Annotated in this window: 18 protein-coding genes; 12 read left to right on the forward strand and 6 right to left on the reverse strand. The window is 67.0% G+C overall.

Features of this window, described 5'->3' with window-relative positions; translation table 11 throughout:
- Positions 1-190: hypothetical protein (locus NFU08_RS12405; protein ID WP_251423679.1), on the reverse strand; the 190-nt coding region annotated here is incomplete at its 3' end.
- Here NFU08_RS12405 and NFU08_RS12410 point away from each other — a divergent pair.
- Both NFU08_RS12410 and NFU08_RS12415 read left to right on the forward strand, forming a co-directional pair.
- Complete coding sequence (locus NFU08_RS12410; protein WP_251423683.1) at positions 189-794, forward strand: hypothetical protein; 606 nt, start codon at positions 189-191, stop codon at positions 792-794. The genes NFU08_RS12405 and NFU08_RS12410 overlap by 2 nt on opposite strands.
- Positions 764-1,654 (forward strand): hypothetical protein, encoded by an 891-nt coding sequence (locus NFU08_RS12415; RefSeq protein WP_251423686.1) that lies wholly within the window; start codon positions 764-766, stop codon positions 1,652-1,654. The genes NFU08_RS12410 and NFU08_RS12415 overlap by 31 nt, the downstream gene beginning before the upstream one ends.
- 17 nt (positions 1,655-1,671) lie before the next feature.
- Here the strand turns inward: NFU08_RS12415 and NFU08_RS12420 are convergent, their stop codons facing one another.
- Entirely contained in the window at positions 1,672-2,268 is a 597-nt protein-coding gene (locus tag NFU08_RS12420; RefSeq protein ID WP_251423689.1) for a LysE/ArgO family amino acid transporter, read from the reverse strand.
- A 70-nt stretch (positions 2,269-2,338) separates the two neighbouring features.
- Here NFU08_RS12420 and NFU08_RS12425 point away from each other — a divergent pair, with 70 nt between their 5' ends.
- A complete protein-coding gene (locus tag NFU08_RS12425; RefSeq protein ID WP_251423692.1) occupies positions 2,339-3,226 on the forward strand; it encodes a LysR family transcriptional regulator ArgP in 888 nt (295 codons plus the stop codon).
- Here the strand turns inward: NFU08_RS12425 and NFU08_RS12430 are convergent.
- From NFU08_RS12430 to NFU08_RS12445, 4 genes are all read right to left on the reverse strand, one after another.
- Positions 3,223-4,644, reverse strand: a complete 1,422-nt coding sequence (locus tag NFU08_RS12430) for an HNH endonuclease (protein WP_251423696.1) — start codon at positions 4,642-4,644, stop codon at positions 3,223-3,225. The two genes, NFU08_RS12425 and NFU08_RS12430, sit on opposite strands and share 4 nt — an antisense overlap.
- Positions 4,645-4,726: 82 nt before the next feature.
- Positions 4,727-5,656, reverse strand: a complete 930-nt coding sequence (locus tag NFU08_RS12435; protein ID WP_174175851.1) for a 2-hydroxyacid dehydrogenase — start codon at positions 5,654-5,656, stop codon at positions 4,727-4,729.
- On the reverse strand, positions 5,653-6,435 hold the full coding sequence (locus tag NFU08_RS12440; protein WP_188730769.1) for a DeoR/GlpR family DNA-binding transcription regulator: 783 nt from the start codon (positions 6,433-6,435) through the stop codon (positions 5,653-5,655). The genes NFU08_RS12435 and NFU08_RS12440 overlap by 4 nt, the downstream gene beginning before the upstream one ends.
- Positions 6,436-6,504: 69 nt before the next feature.
- Entirely contained in the window at positions 6,505-7,647 is a 1,143-nt protein-coding gene (locus tag NFU08_RS12445; protein WP_251423699.1) for a Gfo/Idh/MocA family protein, read from the reverse strand.
- A gap of 140 nt (positions 7,648-7,787) precedes the next feature.
- Here NFU08_RS12445 and NFU08_RS12450 point away from each other — a divergent pair, with 140 nt between their 5' ends.
- The 9 genes from NFU08_RS12450 to NFU08_RS12490 all read left to right on the forward strand — a co-directional run bounded on the left by NFU08_RS12450 (position 7,788) and on the right by NFU08_RS12490 (position 16,568).
- Positions 7,788-8,702: a PfkB family carbohydrate kinase gene (locus NFU08_RS12450; protein ID WP_251423702.1), complete on the forward strand. Its 915-nt coding sequence runs from the start codon at positions 7,788-7,790 to the stop codon at positions 8,700-8,702.
- Between the two features lie 16 nt (positions 8,703-8,718).
- Positions 8,719-9,603, forward strand: coding sequence for an aldolase (locus NFU08_RS12455; protein ID WP_251423705.1), 885 nt, complete (start codon positions 8,719-8,721; stop codon positions 9,601-9,603).
- A 91-nt stretch (positions 9,604-9,694) separates the two neighbouring features.
- The gene (locus NFU08_RS12460; RefSeq protein ID WP_251423707.1) at positions 9,695-10,981 is read left to right on the forward strand and encodes an ABC transporter substrate-binding protein; all 1,287 of its coding nucleotides are present in this window, start codon (positions 9,695-9,697) and stop codon (positions 10,979-10,981) included.
- A gap of 53 nt (positions 10,982-11,034) precedes the next feature.
- Entirely contained in the window at positions 11,035-11,940 is a 906-nt protein-coding gene (locus tag NFU08_RS12465) for a carbohydrate ABC transporter permease (protein WP_251423710.1), read from the forward strand.
- A gap of 4 nt (positions 11,941-11,944) precedes the next feature.
- Complete coding sequence (locus NFU08_RS12470) at positions 11,945-12,760, forward strand: carbohydrate ABC transporter permease (protein WP_104186254.1); 816 nt, start codon at positions 11,945-11,947, stop codon at positions 12,758-12,760.
- A 79-nt stretch (positions 12,761-12,839) separates the two neighbouring features.
- Positions 12,840-14,279, forward strand: a complete 1,440-nt coding sequence (locus tag NFU08_RS12475; protein ID WP_174175867.1) for an NAD-dependent succinate-semialdehyde dehydrogenase — start codon at positions 12,840-12,842, stop codon at positions 14,277-14,279.
- The gene (locus NFU08_RS12480) at positions 14,280-15,023 is read left to right on the forward strand and encodes a sulfite exporter TauE/SafE family protein (RefSeq protein ID WP_174175870.1); all 744 of its coding nucleotides are present in this window, start codon (positions 14,280-14,282) and stop codon (positions 15,021-15,023) included. It abuts the gene before it with no gap.
- 47 nt (positions 15,024-15,070) lie between these two features.
- On the forward strand, positions 15,071-15,256 hold the full coding sequence (locus NFU08_RS12485) for a hypothetical protein (protein WP_174175872.1): 186 nt from the start codon (positions 15,071-15,073) through the stop codon (positions 15,254-15,256).
- Positions 15,257-15,293: 37 nt separating this feature from the next.
- Positions 15,294-16,568 (forward strand): AGE family epimerase/isomerase, encoded by a 1,275-nt coding sequence (locus NFU08_RS12490; RefSeq protein WP_251423714.1) that lies wholly within the window; start codon positions 15,294-15,296, stop codon positions 16,566-16,568.
- The last annotated feature ends 73 nt before the right edge of the window (positions 16,569-16,641 follow it).

Genomic DNA, 16,641 nt, shown 5'->3' on the forward strand with positions numbered 1-16,641 from the left:
GTAGGCGGCCGGGCCCGCCCGCACCGGCCCAGCCGCCTACCGCACCTGCCCCGAACCAGCCACCCGCCCCGCCTCCGGGACCGGCCGCCCCGCAGTTGCCGCCCGTCCCGGAGACCGTGGTGCTCGACTGGCTGCCGATAGGCCCCGTAGGCAGGGGCGACCCGATTTGGTACAGGAACCTGAGGGGCATGGACTGCGGATCCCTTCCCGAGTACACCGGCCCCTTCAGCACCGTCGAGGAAGCGGCGAAAACGCTGTGCCTCGGCTTGACGGGAGACCAGGCTGCCTGGGATGCGGGAGCCTCTGCGCTGGACACGATGCCGCCGCCATTCGAGGGCGATTGCTGGTCCGCCACCGCCATCGAGATCCTCCGCACCATAGCTGTGGTCCGGCAACAGAATCCGGGCGTCTCCGTGGAGCTTGCCCCTCGCCGCGGAACCGCGTGGCCGCCCGAACTCTCAGGCCTGGAGGACAGCGAAGGCAACTCCCCTCCTTTCCTGGTCTGCCCCGGCCAGGCCATTGTCCTGTCCGGAAACATCACCGGCCTGCCTGCCGGGACCGTTCGCTCGGTTTATGTCGGTACCACAACTGCTCCCCTTATGCAGCGCCAAAGCTTCATCGACACGAACCACCCGCTTGAGTTCTACTTCTTGGCACCGCCCCTCGAACCGGGGCAGCCAGCCCTTTCCGAGGTCAGCATTGCCGACGCCGATTGGCCGGTGAGCGGATCCGCTTCCTTCGAGTACGCAACGGACCAGGGCACATGCCCGCAGGCGCCAGGCACCGCGCCATGACGGAGGCCGGCGGGGACGAGCGTTCCTCCTGGTCCCGCGCACTCGGAGTGATCTCGGCTATCGGCCCGCCGGTCACGGTGGCCACGGCGCTGCTGTTCTACTTCGGCTGGGCCCGCGCGGAGGCACAGGCGGCACAGATGGGCCTGAACGTCAGCCTGTTTGGGTACGCAGTGCAGGACTACATCCTGATCAGCATCAACGCGCTGTTCCTGCCGCTCGTCTGCATCCTGGCGGCCAGCGTCGTCTGGCTCGCCGTGGACCGCTGGCTGCGCCGCCGCATCGAAGAGGGCCGCGGCCGGGCCTTCATCCTGAAGGCCGCCGGCATAACAGCCCTGCTCAGCGGGCTCCTCGTGGGCGTCAGCCTGGTCCTGGCGGTTGTGGAACCCGCCCGGACAGCACTGTTCACGCCGTATCTGATGGCTTTGGGCGTACTCGTGGCCACCTGGTGCATGCGCCTGCGCCGGCTGGGCCGGACCCGCACATCATTCGCCCTCAGCTCCGAGCAGCGGGCTGTGGAAACCACGCTGATCCTCAGCATCGTGACGCTGCTGCTCTTCTGGGGCACGGCCGACTACGCCCAGGCTGTGGGCCGCCGGCTCGCCTTGAACTTCGAGCAGGGAGTCCAGTACATGCCCCGGGCGGAGGTTTATTCGCCTAAACCGCTGGGCATCGGCTCGACCGCCGTCACGGAGGTGAGGGTGGGGGACGGGGACGGGACGCTCTACCGGTACGACGGCCTCCGCTTGCTGGTCCTCAGTGGCGGACGTTTCTTCTTCCTTCACGACGGCTGGACGCCGCGGGACGGAACGGTCATCGTCCTGCCTGACGACAACTCCGTCCGTATCGAATTCAGGCGGTAGCGCTCCCCGTCGGCGTGTCAGCCGAGAACGAGTTTGACGGCCAGGGCGAGCATCACCACGCCGATGGCAAGGTCCACGATCCGCCACGTCCGCGGGCTGCTGAGCACCTCGGAAAGGGTCCTGGCTCCGTATCCCAGGGCCGAAAACCAGAGGGCACTGCCCCCCACGGCCCCGGCCGCGAAGACCCACCGCGCGTCCGGACCGTGCTGGTTGGCCAGGCCGCCCAGCAGCACCACGGTGTCCAGGTAGACGTGCGGATTCAGGTAGGTCAGCGCCAAGGTGGTGGCGATAACCGATCCCTTGGACCGAGGGGCCTCGGCCGTCAACGCTGACGGTTTGAGTGCCGACTTAAAAGAACGCGCCGCCCACCATGCCAGGTAGGCAGCCCCGCCCCACTTCAGCACCTCAAGTGCCAGTGGAAACCGGGAAACCAAAACCCCGATCCCCACTGTGCCGCCAAGGATCAGCAGCGCATCACTGACCATGCAGAGCACCACCACCACGCCAACATGTTCACGGCGGATTCCCTGCCGCAGCACGAACGCATTCTGCGCGCCGATGGCAATGATCAAAGCCAGGCCCGTCATCAGCCCGGTAGTCCAGATACTCCACATGTTTTGACGGTAGCCCGCCGCACCAGATGAAGACAAACGATGGATTCTGCACTTCCATTAGAATATCTTCATGAACTTTGAGCATCTCCGGGCCCTCGCCGCGATCGTGGACGAGGGAACTTTCGAGGCCGCGGCCGATCTGCTGGGGATCAGCCCCTCGGCCGTCAGCCAGCGCATCAGGGCCTTGGAGAAGTCCGTGGGGCAGGTGGTGGTTCGCCGCAGCGTGCCGTGCACCCCGACCGATGCCGGCTCAATCCTGCTGCGCATGTCCCGGCAGGTGCAGGTCCTTGAAGCGGAAACGTGGGAGTCGCTCGGACACGGTGTTTCCTCCCGGGCCGTAACCCCCCTTGCCGTGAATGCCGACTCCCTTGCCACGTGGTTCGTGGACGTGCTCCATGAGGCCAGCACCTGGGCGGAGACCACCCTGGATCTGCATGTGGAGGACCAGGACCACAGCAGCCAACTCCTGCGCCGGGGTGACGTCCTCGGAGCGATCACCTCCGACCCCACGCCCGTCAACGGATGCCGGGCGGAACGGCTGGGCTACATGCGCTACCTGCCCGTAGCCACCCCCGGGCTGCGTAAACGCTTCACAGCAGGCAGCGGGGTGGACTGGCAGCGCATGCCCATGCTGCAGTTCAATGCCAAGGACAACCTGCAGCAGCTGCAGCTCAAGGCCCGCGGCGTACAGCATGCGCCACCAACACATGTCATCCCGTCATCCGAGGCATTCCTGGCAGCTTTGAGGGCAGGGCTCGGATGGGGAATGATTCCCGAGTTGCAGCTGGGAACGGACCTCGCCGATGGCTCCCTGGCGGTCTTGAAGGAGCGCGGGCACCATGACGTCGCGCTCTACTGGCAGACCTGGACGCTTGACTCCCCGCGGCTCGACCGCGTCACCAAGGCCATCCGGAAGGCCAGCCGCCACCAACTGCGCGGCACGCACCAGGACAACTAAACACGCACGAGCCGCGCGGTACCCACCAAGTGACCTGCTGGCGGGCTTCCGGGTGGTGGAGGTGCTGTTGAATGGTAGGTGTGGCCGGTGGGTGTCCTGTATTCGATGGTGTGCCTTGGGCCCGGCCGAGGGGTGGTTTTCCAGCCGGGGTTTTCCTTGGTGTGGTTGCAGGCCTCGCATAGCCCGGCTGCATTGCCGAGGCTGGTGGTTCCGCCCCTATGCCAGGCCACCACGTGGTCGTGGTGCCGGATGGGCGCATCGCAATAGGGCGTGCGGCAGGTGTCATCACGGGCCTGGATAAAACGGCACAGCCCTGCAGGAAACAAGCGCGCCCGCGAATCCATCCCCACGAGGTCACCCGCCCCGGGGGCCGTGTACAGTCGCCGCAGCCACACCCTGAAGTCCTTCTCCCCGGGCTCGGGCTCAAGCGCCTCGGCTGCGGGCTGGCAGGCGCCGGCGGCGGGCGTCCTGTTGCCCGGACTTTCCGGTCCACCCAGCGCAGGCTCCCTGCCGCCGGCAGCTGATCCCGGACTCTTGGCTTTGCCGCCCTTGCCACCGCTGGAGACCAGACTGCGGGCCCAGCCGGCCGGGACAATCCCGTAACCGGGAAGGCGTGCCGGTTCAGAATCACCCTGGAACAAAGTCCTGTCGGTCATGACAAGCTGGATCTCCACACCACTGACACCGCCCGGGGTGCCGGTGGTCCGCTCCACCAGGGCATCGGCCATAAGCTGCCCCCGGGAACGGTCGTCACCGCCAGCGCGCAAAGTATCGGCATGCGCGCTTAGTGCCGCATACGCCGCCACGCCCTCCGCGACCGGCAGCAGCGCCGTCAGGCGCGCCATGGTGTCCGGGGCCGGGCGCAGACTTACGCACCGCTCCCCGGCAGCATGGGCCGCCCGCTGTGTCACCGAACGGGGGTCCCGCCGGTACGCCGCCGCCCTCGCCGCAGCCACAACGGCCCGGTCCCCGGCCCCGGCAAAAGTACCCGTGTCAGCGGCCAACTCCTCATCAACCGCGCACCGGTCCGCCGCGCCCAGGCACGCCGTCTCCCGCACCACCAGCGTGGCCCGCCACTCATTCAGCTGGCCAGCATCCAGCGCAGCCAGGGTACGCGGCATCTCCGCCATCAGCGCCTTGGCCAGCCCGAGCAGCCGCCCGCCCCGGGACGGCGACTCACCCCGGGCCAACGCAACCTGCGCCGCCACCCCCTGACCCTGCTCCGCCGCAGGAATCCCGGCCTCAGTCTGCTCAGCGCGCTGGGCACGATCGAACGCCACAGCTACCCTCGCCTGCGCGGCCGCAGCAGCCGCCTTCAACTCCTCCAGGGCCCGCAACTGGTCAACCAGCGCGGCACTGTCAGAGGACACGGGCAAACACCGAATTTGGTTAATCAAATCCTGAACGGTGCCATCCATAACCACAGTCTTCCAGCGACCCCTGACATTCAGAGGCTGCGGAAATCGCTATGTGGATAACGCCCAGACTCGACCCGAGCCCCTACTCCCCAGCCCCGCCGAGCACCACGTTCACCGGCTCCTTGCCCTCGAGCATGAGGCCGATCTGCTGCTTGACCAGCCGGACCATGCGGGGGAACATCGCCGAGCTCGCCCCGCCCACATGCGGGGTGATCAGTACGCCGGGCGTGGTCCACAGAGGGTGGTCCGCCGGCAGCGGCTCCGGATCCGTCACATCAACAGCAGCACGCAACCGGCCCGTGGATGTCTCGGCCAGCAGCGCATCCGTGTCCGCCACCGCCCCGCGGGCCACATTGACCAGCAGCGCCCCGTCCGGCATCGCGGCCAGGAACTTCGCGTCCACTAGCTGCCGGGTCTGCTCGCTGAGGGGCACGCTGACCACCGCGATGTCGTGCAGCGGCAGCTGCTCATACAGCGAGTCGATGCCGAAGATTTTGCCGCTGGCATCCTCCCGTTCCCGGCTTGCCATCCGGGTAACGTGCGTCTCGAACGGCAGCAGCCGGGCCTCGATGGCCTTGCCCACTCCGCCGTAGCCCACCAGCAGCACGCGCCGGTCCGCGAGGCTGGGCCGCTGGCTGTTGTCCCATGTCCCGGTGGCCTGGTTGCGCACGAAGCCATCCATGCCGCGCTGGCTGGCAATCATCATGCCCAGGGCGAGCTCCGCCGTCGACGTCTCATGGACCCCTGCCGCGTTGGCGAAAACGCACCCGGCGGGCAGCACGTCCGCCACGCCGTCGTACCCGATGGACTGGCTTTGGACCAGGCCGATGTCCACGGACTCCAGCGCGGCCAGCACCTCCGGCCCGCGCATGTACGGCGGCACCACGATGTCCAACCGCCCGGCGGGGGCAGGCCCGGAAAAGTCCCACACGAAAAACTCGACGCCGGCAGTCGGGGCGAGCGCGTCCAGCAGTTTCTGGTCCGGAAGGGAAACGTGCAGCGGCGCCCTCACGCGGCCACCACAAGCTTCACGTCCGCGGCCCGCAGCGCCGTTTCGATTTCCCGCGGCGGCGGCGCGTCCGTCACCAGCACGTCCGCCGCATCAAAGGCTGCCAGCCTGGCCAGCGCATACCGCAGCATTTTCTGGTGTGTTGCCACTACTACCACCTGTTCCGCAGAGTTCATGAGGGCGATCTTAGTGGCGCGCTCCACGTCCCGCTCAATGTAAAACGCTTCGTCGTGGATTCCGCTCACGCCAATGAAGGCCGTCTTGGCACGGAGGCCTGCGGCGGCGCTGACAGTCATGGGACCGTTGAACGCCTGGCTGTCCAGGAGCAGTTCCCCGCCCAGGCAGATGGTCCGGGCAGCCGTCAGCTGCAGGCAGCGCTGGATGGCTGGTGCGGAGTGGGTGATGATGGTGCCCGTGAAGGACGTGGGCAGCTCCTGCGCGATCTGGTACGTGGTGGTGCCGGCGTCCAGGATGACCGCGTCCCGTTCCCCGATCATGGAGATGCAGGCCCGCGCCACCCGGAGCTTCGCGTCGGCGTCCTCCCGCACGCGGGCGGCAAAGTCCGCGTTCTGGCCCTGTCCATGGATGGCGCTGACCCCGCCGTGAACCACCCTGACCAGGCCCAGCTTGGACAGTACCCGGGTGTCCCTGCGCACGGTCATGTCCGATACCGCAAAGGTCTCGGCCAGGTCCGTGGTGGAAATAAACCCGCGCCGGCCAAGTTCCTCCAGGATGGTGCGCTGGCGGGGCGTCAGCGGCGCCTCTTCACGTGCGGTGCTCATATCCCCTTCTTCCTGCCCCACCCGCCGGCCCCCGGCCCGCGAAGTGTTGCTTTTCCAACACCAACTTACCTAGTGTCGTACCCCGGCACCGGCATTCGTAAGCTCAACGGGGCGCCCCTCCATAATGGAACGCTCTGCCGCCAGCCCCATCCGGACCGACTGCAGGCCGTCAGCCACCGTCACCTCAACCGGCCCTTCACCCAGGATCGCCTTCCGGTACCCCAGGTGCTCGTAGTAGGTGGAACCGTGGTGGGCGCCCGCAGCAAGCACTGCCTCATCCACCGGAACTTCGTGCTTTTCCGGTCCGAGCGGCGAGCGCGGGCTGAACTCAACCGTGGCTTCCGCTTCATCACCTTCGATCCAGTGGTTGGCCGCCACCGGGATGAGCGTCTCGATCTTGGCGGCATCGCCCACAATGGAGATCCGCTCCTGGAACTTGGAGCCCTCGGCGAACATGGACAGTTCCAGCATCGCCCGGCGGCCGCCCTTGAAGTCGACAATCACATAGGCGTTGTCGATCATGTCCGACACACGGCCGTCGTACACCTCATCCATGTGGTTCACGTCGTGGCCGCCGCTGGCGTACACACGCACGGGCTCATCCTGCAGGATCAGCCGCATCAAGTCGAAGAAGTGGCAGCATTTCTCCACCAGGGTCCCGCCGGTCCGCTCCGCGAAGCGGTTCCAGGCATCCACCTTGTGCAGGAACGGGAACCGGTGCTCCACGATGGACAGCATGTAGATGTTGCCGAGTTTGCCGTTGTGCGCGGCCTGGATGACTTCCTGGACCGGCGGCATGTAGCGGTATTCCATGGCAACCCACACAGGTGCCGGGTAGTCCGCGGCGAGCGCCTCGAGTTCATCTGCCTGCGCTGCGGTGGTGCACACCGGCTTCTCCACGAGCACGGGCAGGTTGGTTCCGCTGGCGAAGATGTCCTTAAGGATGGCCAGGTGCGTGTCGTTGGGGCTGGCGATCACCAGCGCGTCCACCAGCCCGGAGGCGAGCAGTTCCTGGTGCGAGGGGAAGGTCTGCACCTCGTAGCCGATTTCAGCGGCGGTCTCCTCCAGGGATGCGGGCTGGGGATCGGAGACTGCGGTGATCCGGCTGCCGGGAATCAGGGCGAGGTTCCGGACGTGTTCGCGGGCCATATGGCCGGCGCCGATGAGGCCGTATCGGATGGTCCGGACCGTTTCCGCAGAAGGCAATGACATGTGCTGCTCCGTTTCTCTACGTTGAGTTTTGGGGGACCGTGGCGTTGCATCCCAAACAGAACTATACCGAAAGTGTTGTTATTCCAACATAGCGTGTGTATATTTCTTCAGTACCAGCCGGAACTACAACGAGGTGGAACGTGCCCCAACCGTCAACTGGAACCCTGCTCTTCGTAGGCTGCGCCACGCTTGACTCCATCGCTTTGGTGGAGGACTACCCCGCCGCGGACAGCCGCACCGTCGCTTCGGACTTCGCGACGGCGGGTGGCGGCCCGGCCGCCACCGCAGCCGTGGCAGCCGCCCGTGCCGGAGCAAACACAGCTTTCGCGGGTGTCCTCGGCACCGACGAGGAAGGCGACCGCATCATCGCCGGCCTGCAGGCCGAAGGCGTGGACACCTCCGCGGTGATCCGCGATCCCAACGTCAAAACGGGTGCCAGCGTGATCGTGGTCAGCAAGGCCTCTGAAAGCCGGGCGATTGTCACCCGGCCCGTGCCGCCCGTCAGCTTTCCGGCCGGCAGCCGCTTCCATGAGCTCGTGGAATCTGCAGCCTGGGTCCATGTGGACCACCTGGGCTGGAACGCCGTCGCATCCCTTCCGGCCTTCAGCGCCGGAAGCCTGGACGTCAGCGTGGATGCCGGCAACCCCATCGCGTCGTTCAGCCCGCGGGGAGTGGCCCTCTACGTCCCAACCATCGAACGGCTCCAGGCAGAGTACGGCGGGCACCACTCCCCCGAGGCGCTCCTGGGCAAAGCGGTCGACGACGGCGCCTCCGCCGTCGTCGCCACCGCCGGCTCTGACGGTGCCTGGGTCAAGGACGGCACCGCGGACCCGCTCCACGTGCCCGCAACACCCGCCGCCATTGTCTCCACGCTGGGAGCCGGCGACGTCTACCACGGCGCCCTGCTCGCCGCCGTCGCCGCCGGTCTTTCCCTGGCTGACGCGGCTGCCTTCGCCGGCCGCACTGCCTCCGCTTCCTGCGAAGGACTGGACGGCCGCTCCGCGATCCCGCACCAGACCATCTCCCCTGTCCTTACTTCCAACCACACCGCCTAGCTGAAAGAAGCAGCCCATGAGCCCCACAGACCTTTCACCCCTCCAGCGCCCGTCAGGCGCGTTCGCGATGCTCGCGGTCGACCAGCGCGAAGCCATGCGCAACATGTTCGCCGAACACACGGACCAGCCCGTTACAGACCAGGACCTCCAGGACTTCAAGCTCCAGGCCGCCAAAATCCTCACCCCCTACGCATCCGGCGTCCTCATCGACCGGCAGTTCGCCCTGGACCAGGCCATCGCGGACAACGTGGTGGACCCCAACTGCGGGCTGATCGCCTCGGCGGACCACTTCGAATCGGCGCACGGCGAGCTGGTGGGCGAGGTGACCATCGACCGCCTGGTGGACCCGCACAAGTACAAGGCCCTCGGCGTCAAGGCGCTTAAGCTCCTGGTGCTGTACCGCCCGGACGAGCCCGCCGAGGGCAGGGTGGCCATGGTCCGCGAATTCGTGGAGAGCTGCCGGTCCGCAGGACTCATCAGCATCATCGAGCCCGTCTCCCGCAAGCCGCTGGCCGGCGGGGACTTCGACTGGAACGCCGGGATCCTCGCCGCCGCCAGGGAACTGGGCAGCCTGGGGGCGGACCTGTACAAGGCGGAGGTCCCCTTCCACGGCCAGGCCTCCGAAGCCGAGGTCCGCGCCGCATGCGCCGAGCTCACCAACGCCATCGACGGCCCCTGGGTGGTGCTCTCCTCGGGCGTCCCCGAAGACGTCTTCCCGGATGCAGTCCGGTGGGCCTGCCTGGAAGGCGCCAGCGGCTTCCTCTCCGGACGCGCCGTCTGGGCATCCTGCATCGGAGCGCCCGACGTCGTCGAATCCTTGTCCACAGACGCCGTGCGCCGGCTGCAGCGCCTCTGCGCCGTGGTGGACGACGTCGTCACCGCGCAAAGGACCAACGCATAAGCCCTCCTGGAGAAGCCACAGCGTCAGAACCGTGGCAACCCGTTCCGCAGTCAACAACAGGCACAGCAAAACACTCAACGAGGAGATTATTGTGAGTCAGATTTCACGCAGGCAGGCCATCGCACTCCTGGGGGCCCTGGGCTTCGGCGCCACTGCCGCAGCCTGCGCCGGCCCCGGCGGTTCCACGGCACCCGGCGGCGCGACCGGGCCGGCAGCCCCCGCCACCGGTGACATCACCGGCAAGGTGTCCTTCGCCCACTGGCGCGGCGAGGACAAGGTGGTGTTCGACGAGCTCATCAAGCGCTTTGCCGCACTGCACGACGGCGTTGAAGTGGCCCAGGACATTTCCACGTCCAACGACTACAACGCCCAGGCCTTGCAGAAGCTTCGCGGCGGCTCCATCGGCGATGCCTTTGCAACCTTCCGCGGATCCCAGTTCAAGAACTTCACCGAGGCCGGGATCTACACCGAGCTCAAGGACAGCAAGGCCGTCTCGAACTACCAGGAAGGGCTGCTCTCCGCCGGCAAATCTGGCGAGAGCCAGCTGGGACTGCCGTACCAGGTGGTGTTCCCCATGCCCATGGCCAACGTGGACCTGTTCGACAAGGCCGGAGCGGAACTCGCCCCGAAGGACTGGGACTCGTTCCTGGCCATGTGCGAGAAGCTGGCGTCCTCCGGCGTCATCCCCATCTCCTGGCCCGGCGGCGATGTTGGAAACGGCGGCCAGCTCTTCAACTGCATGATCGCCAACAACGCCCCCGTGGACGACATGTGCGCCCAGATCGAACAGGGCAAACTCAAAGTCACCGACGACTGGTTCATTAAGATGCTGGGCCAGTACAAGGACCTGGTCCCCTACCTGCAGCCCAACGCCACGGGCACCGCCGTGGAACCGGCCCAGAACCTGTTCTCGCAGGGCAAGGCAGCCATGCTCGCCACCGGTTCGTACCACATTGCCGCCGTCCGCGGCCTGGGTGCCCAGTTCCCCATCGAGCTGGTGTTCCCCAACACCTCCGACGGCAACGCCAAGTATGAAGGTGTCTACAACGCCACCTTCATCCTGGGCGTCAACTCGGCCAGCAAGAACCAGGCCGCAGCGGCTGCCTGGATCGATTTCCTCTCCGAGCCGGAGAACGCCGCCTACTACGCCAACGAGACGGCGCAGCACGTGTCCGTGAAGGACGTGGACTACACCAACCCGGACCTGAAGCGCCTGAGTCCCTGGCTGGACAAGAACACAGCACTGGCAGCCCGGTTCCAGTTCCAGAACCTGGACGTCCGTAATGCCGTGGAAGCCAGCGCCACCGCCGTCATCTCGGGCACCAGCCCCGAGCAGGCAGCAGAGGCCGCCCAGAAGATTGTTGACGAACGGATATGAGCACCCATACCGGGCTGCCTGCGAAGCGGAAGGCACCAGGCAGCCCTCCCGACGTGAATGACAATAAGGGGCGCCGGCGCTCCCCCACCCGGGTGAATCCGGCGCTGTACCTCTTCCCGCTTCCCGCCGTCGCGGTCATCGCCTTCTTCCTGGTGATGCCCACGCTGCAGGCCTTCCAGTACGCCCTCACTGACTGGAACGGTTTCTCGGCAGCGTTCAACTACGTGGGACTGGACAACTTCATCCGGGCGTTCACCAACGACTCACTGTTCACCAACGCCCTCACGAACAACCTCAAGTTCGTGCTGCTGGTGGTCATCGCGCAAACGTTCTTCTCGCTGATCCTTGCGCTGCTGCTGACCAAGAACTCGCGGGGAAGCGTCCTGCTCCGCGCCCTGTTCTTCTTCCCCACCATCCTGTCCTCGGTGTCCGTGGCCTTCATCTGGAAGTTCATCTACGATCCCAACTTCGGCCTGGCCAACGCGGTGTTGGGCGGAGTGGGCCTGGAAGCCCTCCAGAGCTCCTACCTCGGCAACGACGCCCAGGCCCTGTACTGGGTGGCTGTGACCCAGGTGTGGTTCCACGCCGGGCAGATGATGGTGGTATACATCGCCGGCCTGCAGGCCATTCCGCGGGAACTCTACGAGGCAGCCGAGATGGACGGTGCCAACAAGTGGCAGCAGTTCAAGTCCATCACCTGGCCCTTCGTGGCCCCGGCGACGTCCATTGTGGTGGCCTACACCACCGTGCAGTCGTTCAAGGCCTTCGACCTGATCCTGGGCATCGCGGGCAACCCGCCCAAGCAGTCCCTGGACATCCTCTCCACCCGCATCTACAGCACTTTCGCCAACTCGGAGTTCGGCTACGCCGCAGCCCAGTCGATCATCTTCATGGCCATGATCGCCCTGGTCACCTGGCTCCAGCGCCGGCTGCTCCGCCTCACCCCGAAGGGGGAATGACAGCATGCTCTCGTCAATAACCCGCCGCGGAATTCTCGCGATCTACGCGGTCATCATCATCGTTCCGCTGACCGTGGTGGGGTTCGGCAGCTTCAAGTCCACGCAGGAACTGTTTGCCGGGCCGTTCAGCCTGCCGCAGTCCCTCTCACCGGGCAACTACGCAGAGGTGATCGGCGGCCAGGACCTGGGCTCGTCCTTCATGAACAGCGTGATTGTCACCGCCATCTCCGTCCCGCTCACCCTGTTCCTGGCCAGCCTGGCAGGTTACGCCGTCTCCCGGCTCAAGGGTTTCATGTCCTGGGCCATCTTCGGCTTCCTGGTCCTGGGCATGGCCATCCCGGCACAGGCCAACATGGTTCCGCTGTATGTCCTCTTTGGCCGCCTGGGGCTGCTGGACAGCCTGGCCGGCCTGGTGCTGGCGAACCTGGTATCAACCCTGCCCATCGCCGTCTTCATCCTGGGCGGGTTCATGCGGACCCTGCCCAAGGAACTCTACGAAGCATCCTCGATTGACGGCACCGGCCCGTGGCGGACGTATATCTCCATCGCCCTGCCGCTGTCCGCCCCGTCCATCGCCGCGGCTGCCATCTTCCTGTTCGTCATCCACTGGAACGAACTGCTGTACCCGCTGCTGTTCATCCAGTCCCCCGGCAACCGCACGCTGCCGCTGGCGCTGCTGAGCTTCCAGGGCGAGTTCCAGACCAACTACCCGCTGCTGTTCGCCGGCGTCATCCTGGCCTCCCTGCCCGTGGTGGTGGCCTACGTCTTCCTGCAGCGGTACTTCGTTGCCGGCATCACCGCCGGCGCCAGCAAGGGATGAGAACCACGACGACGGCGGCGGGCTTCCACGCCCGCCCCGCCGTCCCGGACCTCTCCCCGCCCCACGAAAGGCATCATCCGTGAACCTCAAATCAGCCCAGCACCTCGTCAACGGCACCTGGCACGCCACCGGCACCTCCAAGCACGTGACGGACCCCGGAAACGGCAGCACCGTCGGTGAGGTTGCCTGGGGCACCGCCGGGGACGCCACCCAGGCAGCCGACGCGGCTGCCGAGGCCTTTGGGTCCTGGTCCCGCACCACGGTGCGGAACCGTGCCGACCTGCTCCGCAACGCAGCCGACCTCCTCGCCGAACGCCGTGATGAACTCGCACAGACCCTGGCCCTCGAGGCCGGCAAGCGGCTCCCTGAAGCCCAGGGCGAGGTGGACTTCTCCGTGGAATACTTCCGCTGGTTCGCCGAGGAAGTCCGGCGCACCACCGGCACCGTCAGTCCGCCCGAGCTGCAGGGCCGCCGCCACCTGAGCCTCCGGAAGCCCATCGGCGTGGCCCTCAGCCTCACGCCGTGGAATTTCCCGGTCTCCATCCAGGCCCGCAAACTCGCCGCGATGCTCGCCGCAGGCTGCACCGTGGTGGGCAGGGTCTCCGAAAAAGCGCCGCTGGCCGCCACCGGCCTGTTCGAGGTCCTGCATGACGCCGGTTTCCCGGCGGGCGTGGTCAACCTGGTCCACGGCCCGTCCCGGGAGATCACCGCGGCGCTGCTCAAGCATCCGGCCGTACGGGCAGTCAGCTTCACCGGCTCCACAGGCGTTGGCAAGCAGATCATGGCATCCGCCTCGGACCGCGTGGTCCGGCCGCTTCTTGAACTGGGCGGCAATGCGCCCTTCATCGTCTTTGAGGACGCAGACCTGGACGCAGCCGTGGAGGGGGCTGTGCTGGGCCGGCTCCGCAACACGGGCCAGTCCTGCGTGGCCGCCAACCGCTTCCTGGTCCAGGACAGCATCGCCGGGGAGTTCGCCGCCAGGCTTGCCGCGCGCTTCGACGCGATGAGCATCGGCCACGGCGTTCCCGACGACGGCACGCCGGTCCCGGACCTTGGCCCGGTGATCGACGCGGAGCGGGTCTCCGCCGTGCAGGCGCTGGTGGACGACGCCCTGGAGCGCGGCGCCCGCCGCGTCACGCAGCGGACCGATGTGCCCACCCAGGGCTCTTTCCTGGCGCCCACGCTCCTGGCGGACGTCCCGGACGACGCACCCCTGGTGACCGAAGAGGTCTTTGGTCCGGCAGCCGGCGTCGTGACCTTTTCCTCGGAGGAGGACGCCATCCGGAAGGCCAACGCCACAGAGATGGGCCTGGCCGCCTACGTCTGGAGCAGCAGCCCAAAGCGGGGCTGGGACATTCCGGAGCAGCTCGAAGCCGGCATCGTGGGCGTCAACGATCCCCTGCCGTCCGTGGCCTTCGCACCCATGGGCGGTGCCAAGCAGTCAGGCCTGGGCCGGGAAGGCGCAAGCCTGGGGCTGGAGGAGTTCGAGGAGGTCCAATACGTGGCCTGGCGGCCCTAAATGCTGACCACCGGGCTGGTGCTGGGCGCCGTTGTCATGGGTGCCGGGATGCAGCGCATCACCGGCATGGGCTTCGCCCTGGTGGCTGCCCCCTTCCTGGTGCTGCTCCTGGGCCCGGTGGAGGGGGTGGTGCTGGTGAACGTGTGCGGCGCCGTGACTGCCGGTGCCATCATCTTCCGGGTAGCCCGGGACATCGACTGGAAACGGTACGCGGCCCTCACGGCGTCGGCGGTGCTGGGGATCGTGCCGGCGGCCTTCCTGATCCGGCTCATCCCGCCGGCGGTCCTGGAGATTTCCATCGGGGTGATCCTGGCGGTCGGGCTGACCGTCCTGCTGGCCCTGAAGTCCGCCACGCTGCCGCCCCGGCGCCGCTACCTCCTCACCGCGGGCGGCCTCAGCGGGTTCATGAACACTGCGGCCGGCGTCGGCGGACCGGCGGTGAGCATGTACTCCATCGCCACACGGTGGCAGCACAAGTCCTTCGCCGCCACCATGCAGCCGTACTTCTTCACCATCGGCGCGCTGTCCCTGGCCTCGAAAGCCCTCACGGCGCCCGCCACGTTCCCCTCTCTTCCCGTGGCCATGTGGGCGGCGGTCGCCGGAGCCTGCCTCGTCGGGCTGGTCCTCGGCGATGTCGCTGCCCGTTTTGTCCCCGCCCGCGCGGCCCAGATCCTGCTGATTGTCCTGGCCTACCTGGGCGCGGCGGCCACCATTGTCCGCGGCCTGCTCGACGCCGTCGGGTAGCCAGCCACACCCCTCCAACCAAACCAACCACCAACGAAAGGGCGGCCATGCCTGCCATCTCCCCGCACAAAAGCCCCTTGCGCGTGTCCACCAGCAACGGCGAGACCATCTCGCTGACGGTTGGCACCGGCGCTCCGGTGAACATCCAGCTTGACGTTGGAAACGACTGCACCTGCGGCGGCGCTGCCCGGCGCGCCGGCGCATACACAGATACCGACTTCGGCACGCGCTAGTTTCGGACGTGCACCCGCATCAGAAAGAGGACATGACATGACGTGGCTGAACAGTGCCGCCCACGCACGATGGCTCGAGGCAGAAACCGACCGGCTGGTCAATTTCGCCGCAGGGTCAAAGGTGCCCACGGGTTTCGGCTGGCTCGACAACAACGGCAAGGTGTTTGCCGACAAGCCGACCCATCTCTGGATCACCGCCCGGATGGTCCACAGTTTCGCTGTCGCCGCGCTTATGGGACGGCCGGGCGCGGGGACGCTCGTGGACCACGGCATCGCGGCGCTCAACGGAGCCTTCCATGATGACGAGTTCGGCGGCTGGTACGCCGAGATTGACGCGAACGGGCCGGTGAACGACACCAAATCCGGCTACCAGCACTCCTTCGTGCTCCTCGCTGCCGCCAGCGCCGTTGCGGCGGACCGCCCCGGAGCACGGGAACTGCTCGACGAGGCCCTGCGGATAGCAGACACAAAGTTCTGGGACCATGAAGCCAACATGTGCTTCGACTCCTGGAACCGGGAGTTCACGGAAACCGAGGCCTACCGCGGCGGCAACGCGAGCATGCACTCGGTGGAGGCCTACCTGATCGTCGCTGACGTGACCGGCGAGGACCGCTGGCTGGAACGGGCCCTGCACATTGCCGAGGTGCTCATCCACAAATTTGCGCGCAACAACAACTACCGGGTCTTCGAGCACTTCGACCCGGACTGGACCCCCATGCCGGAGTACAACACCGATGACCGGGCCAGCCAGTTCCGGGCCTATGGCGGGACGCCCGGCCACTGGGTTGAGTGGGCACGGCTGCTGCTGCACCTCCGTGCCGGACTCGAGGCCCGCGGCCTGGACGTCCCGGACTGGCTGCTCGACGACGCGCGCGGCCTGTTCGACGCCGCCATCCGCGACGCCTGGCAGCCGGACGGCAATCCCGGATTCGTGTACACGGTCGACTGGGAGGGCAAGCCGGTGGTCACCACCCGCATCCGCTGGGTTCCCGCGGAGGCGATCGGCGGGGCGGCAGCACTCTACATTGCCACCGGCGAGAAGAAGTATGCGGACTGGTACGAGCGGATCTGGGACCACGCCCGCGACTGGTTCATCGACTACGAGCACGGATCCTGGAAGCAGGAGCTCGACGAGCACGGCAATGTCACCTCCACCGTGTGGTCGGGCAAGGCGGACATCTACCACCTCTGGCACTGCCTGGTAGTGCCGCGCCTTCCATTGGCGCCGGGTCTTGCTCCCGCCGTCGCGGCCGGACTGCTGGACTCACGGCTGACCGCCGCCGCGCAGGTCAGGGAACCGGCCGCCCGCTGATTCCCACGGTGCGTTCCCGACGCGCCGTACACGGCACGGGGACGCGCCGGGAACGGCACGGAGCAGGGGGCGG

It is taken from the genome of Pseudarthrobacter sp. NCCP-2145, assembly GCF_023708005.1.
Lineage (GTDB): Bacteria > Actinomycetota > Actinomycetes > Actinomycetales > Micrococcaceae > Arthrobacter > Arthrobacter oxydans.

Coding starts and splice junctions, on each gene's coding strand:
- NFU08_RS12410 (WP_251423683.1), top strand. CDS start 189: ATGGACTGCGGATCCCTTCCCGAGTACACCGGCCCCTTCAGCACCGTC.
- NFU08_RS12415 (WP_251423686.1), top strand. CDS start 764: ATGCCCGCAGGCGCCAGGCACCGCGCCATGACGGAGGCCGGCGGGGAC.
- NFU08_RS12420 (WP_251423689.1), bottom strand. CDS start 2,268: ATGTGGAGTATCTGGACTACCGGGCTGATGACGGGCCTGGCTTTGATC.
- NFU08_RS12425 (WP_251423692.1), top strand. CDS start 2,339: ATGAACTTTGAGCATCTCCGGGCCCTCGCCGCGATCGTGGACGAGGGA.
- NFU08_RS12430 (WP_251423696.1), bottom strand. CDS start 4,644: ATGGATGGCACCGTTCAGGATTTGATTAACCAAATTCGGTGTTTGCCC.
- NFU08_RS12440 (WP_188730769.1), bottom strand. CDS start 6,435: ATGAGCACCGCACGTGAAGAGGCGCCGCTGACGCCCCGCCAGCGCACC.
- NFU08_RS12445 (WP_251423699.1), bottom strand. CDS start 7,647: ATGTCATTGCCTTCTGCGGAAACGGTCCGGACCATCCGATACGGCCTC.
- NFU08_RS12455 (WP_251423705.1), top strand. CDS start 8,719: ATGAGCCCCACAGACCTTTCACCCCTCCAGCGCCCGTCAGGCGCGTTC.
- NFU08_RS12470 (WP_104186254.1), top strand. CDS start 11,945: ATGCTCTCGTCAATAACCCGCCGCGGAATTCTCGCGATCTACGCGGTC.
- NFU08_RS12480 (WP_174175870.1), top strand. CDS start 14,280: ATGCTGACCACCGGGCTGGTGCTGGGCGCCGTTGTCATGGGTGCCGGG.
- NFU08_RS12485 (WP_174175872.1), top strand. CDS start 15,071: ATGCCTGCCATCTCCCCGCACAAAAGCCCCTTGCGCGTGTCCACCAGC.
- NFU08_RS12490 (WP_251423714.1), top strand. CDS start 15,294: ATGACGTGGCTGAACAGTGCCGCCCACGCACGATGGCTCGAGGCAGAA.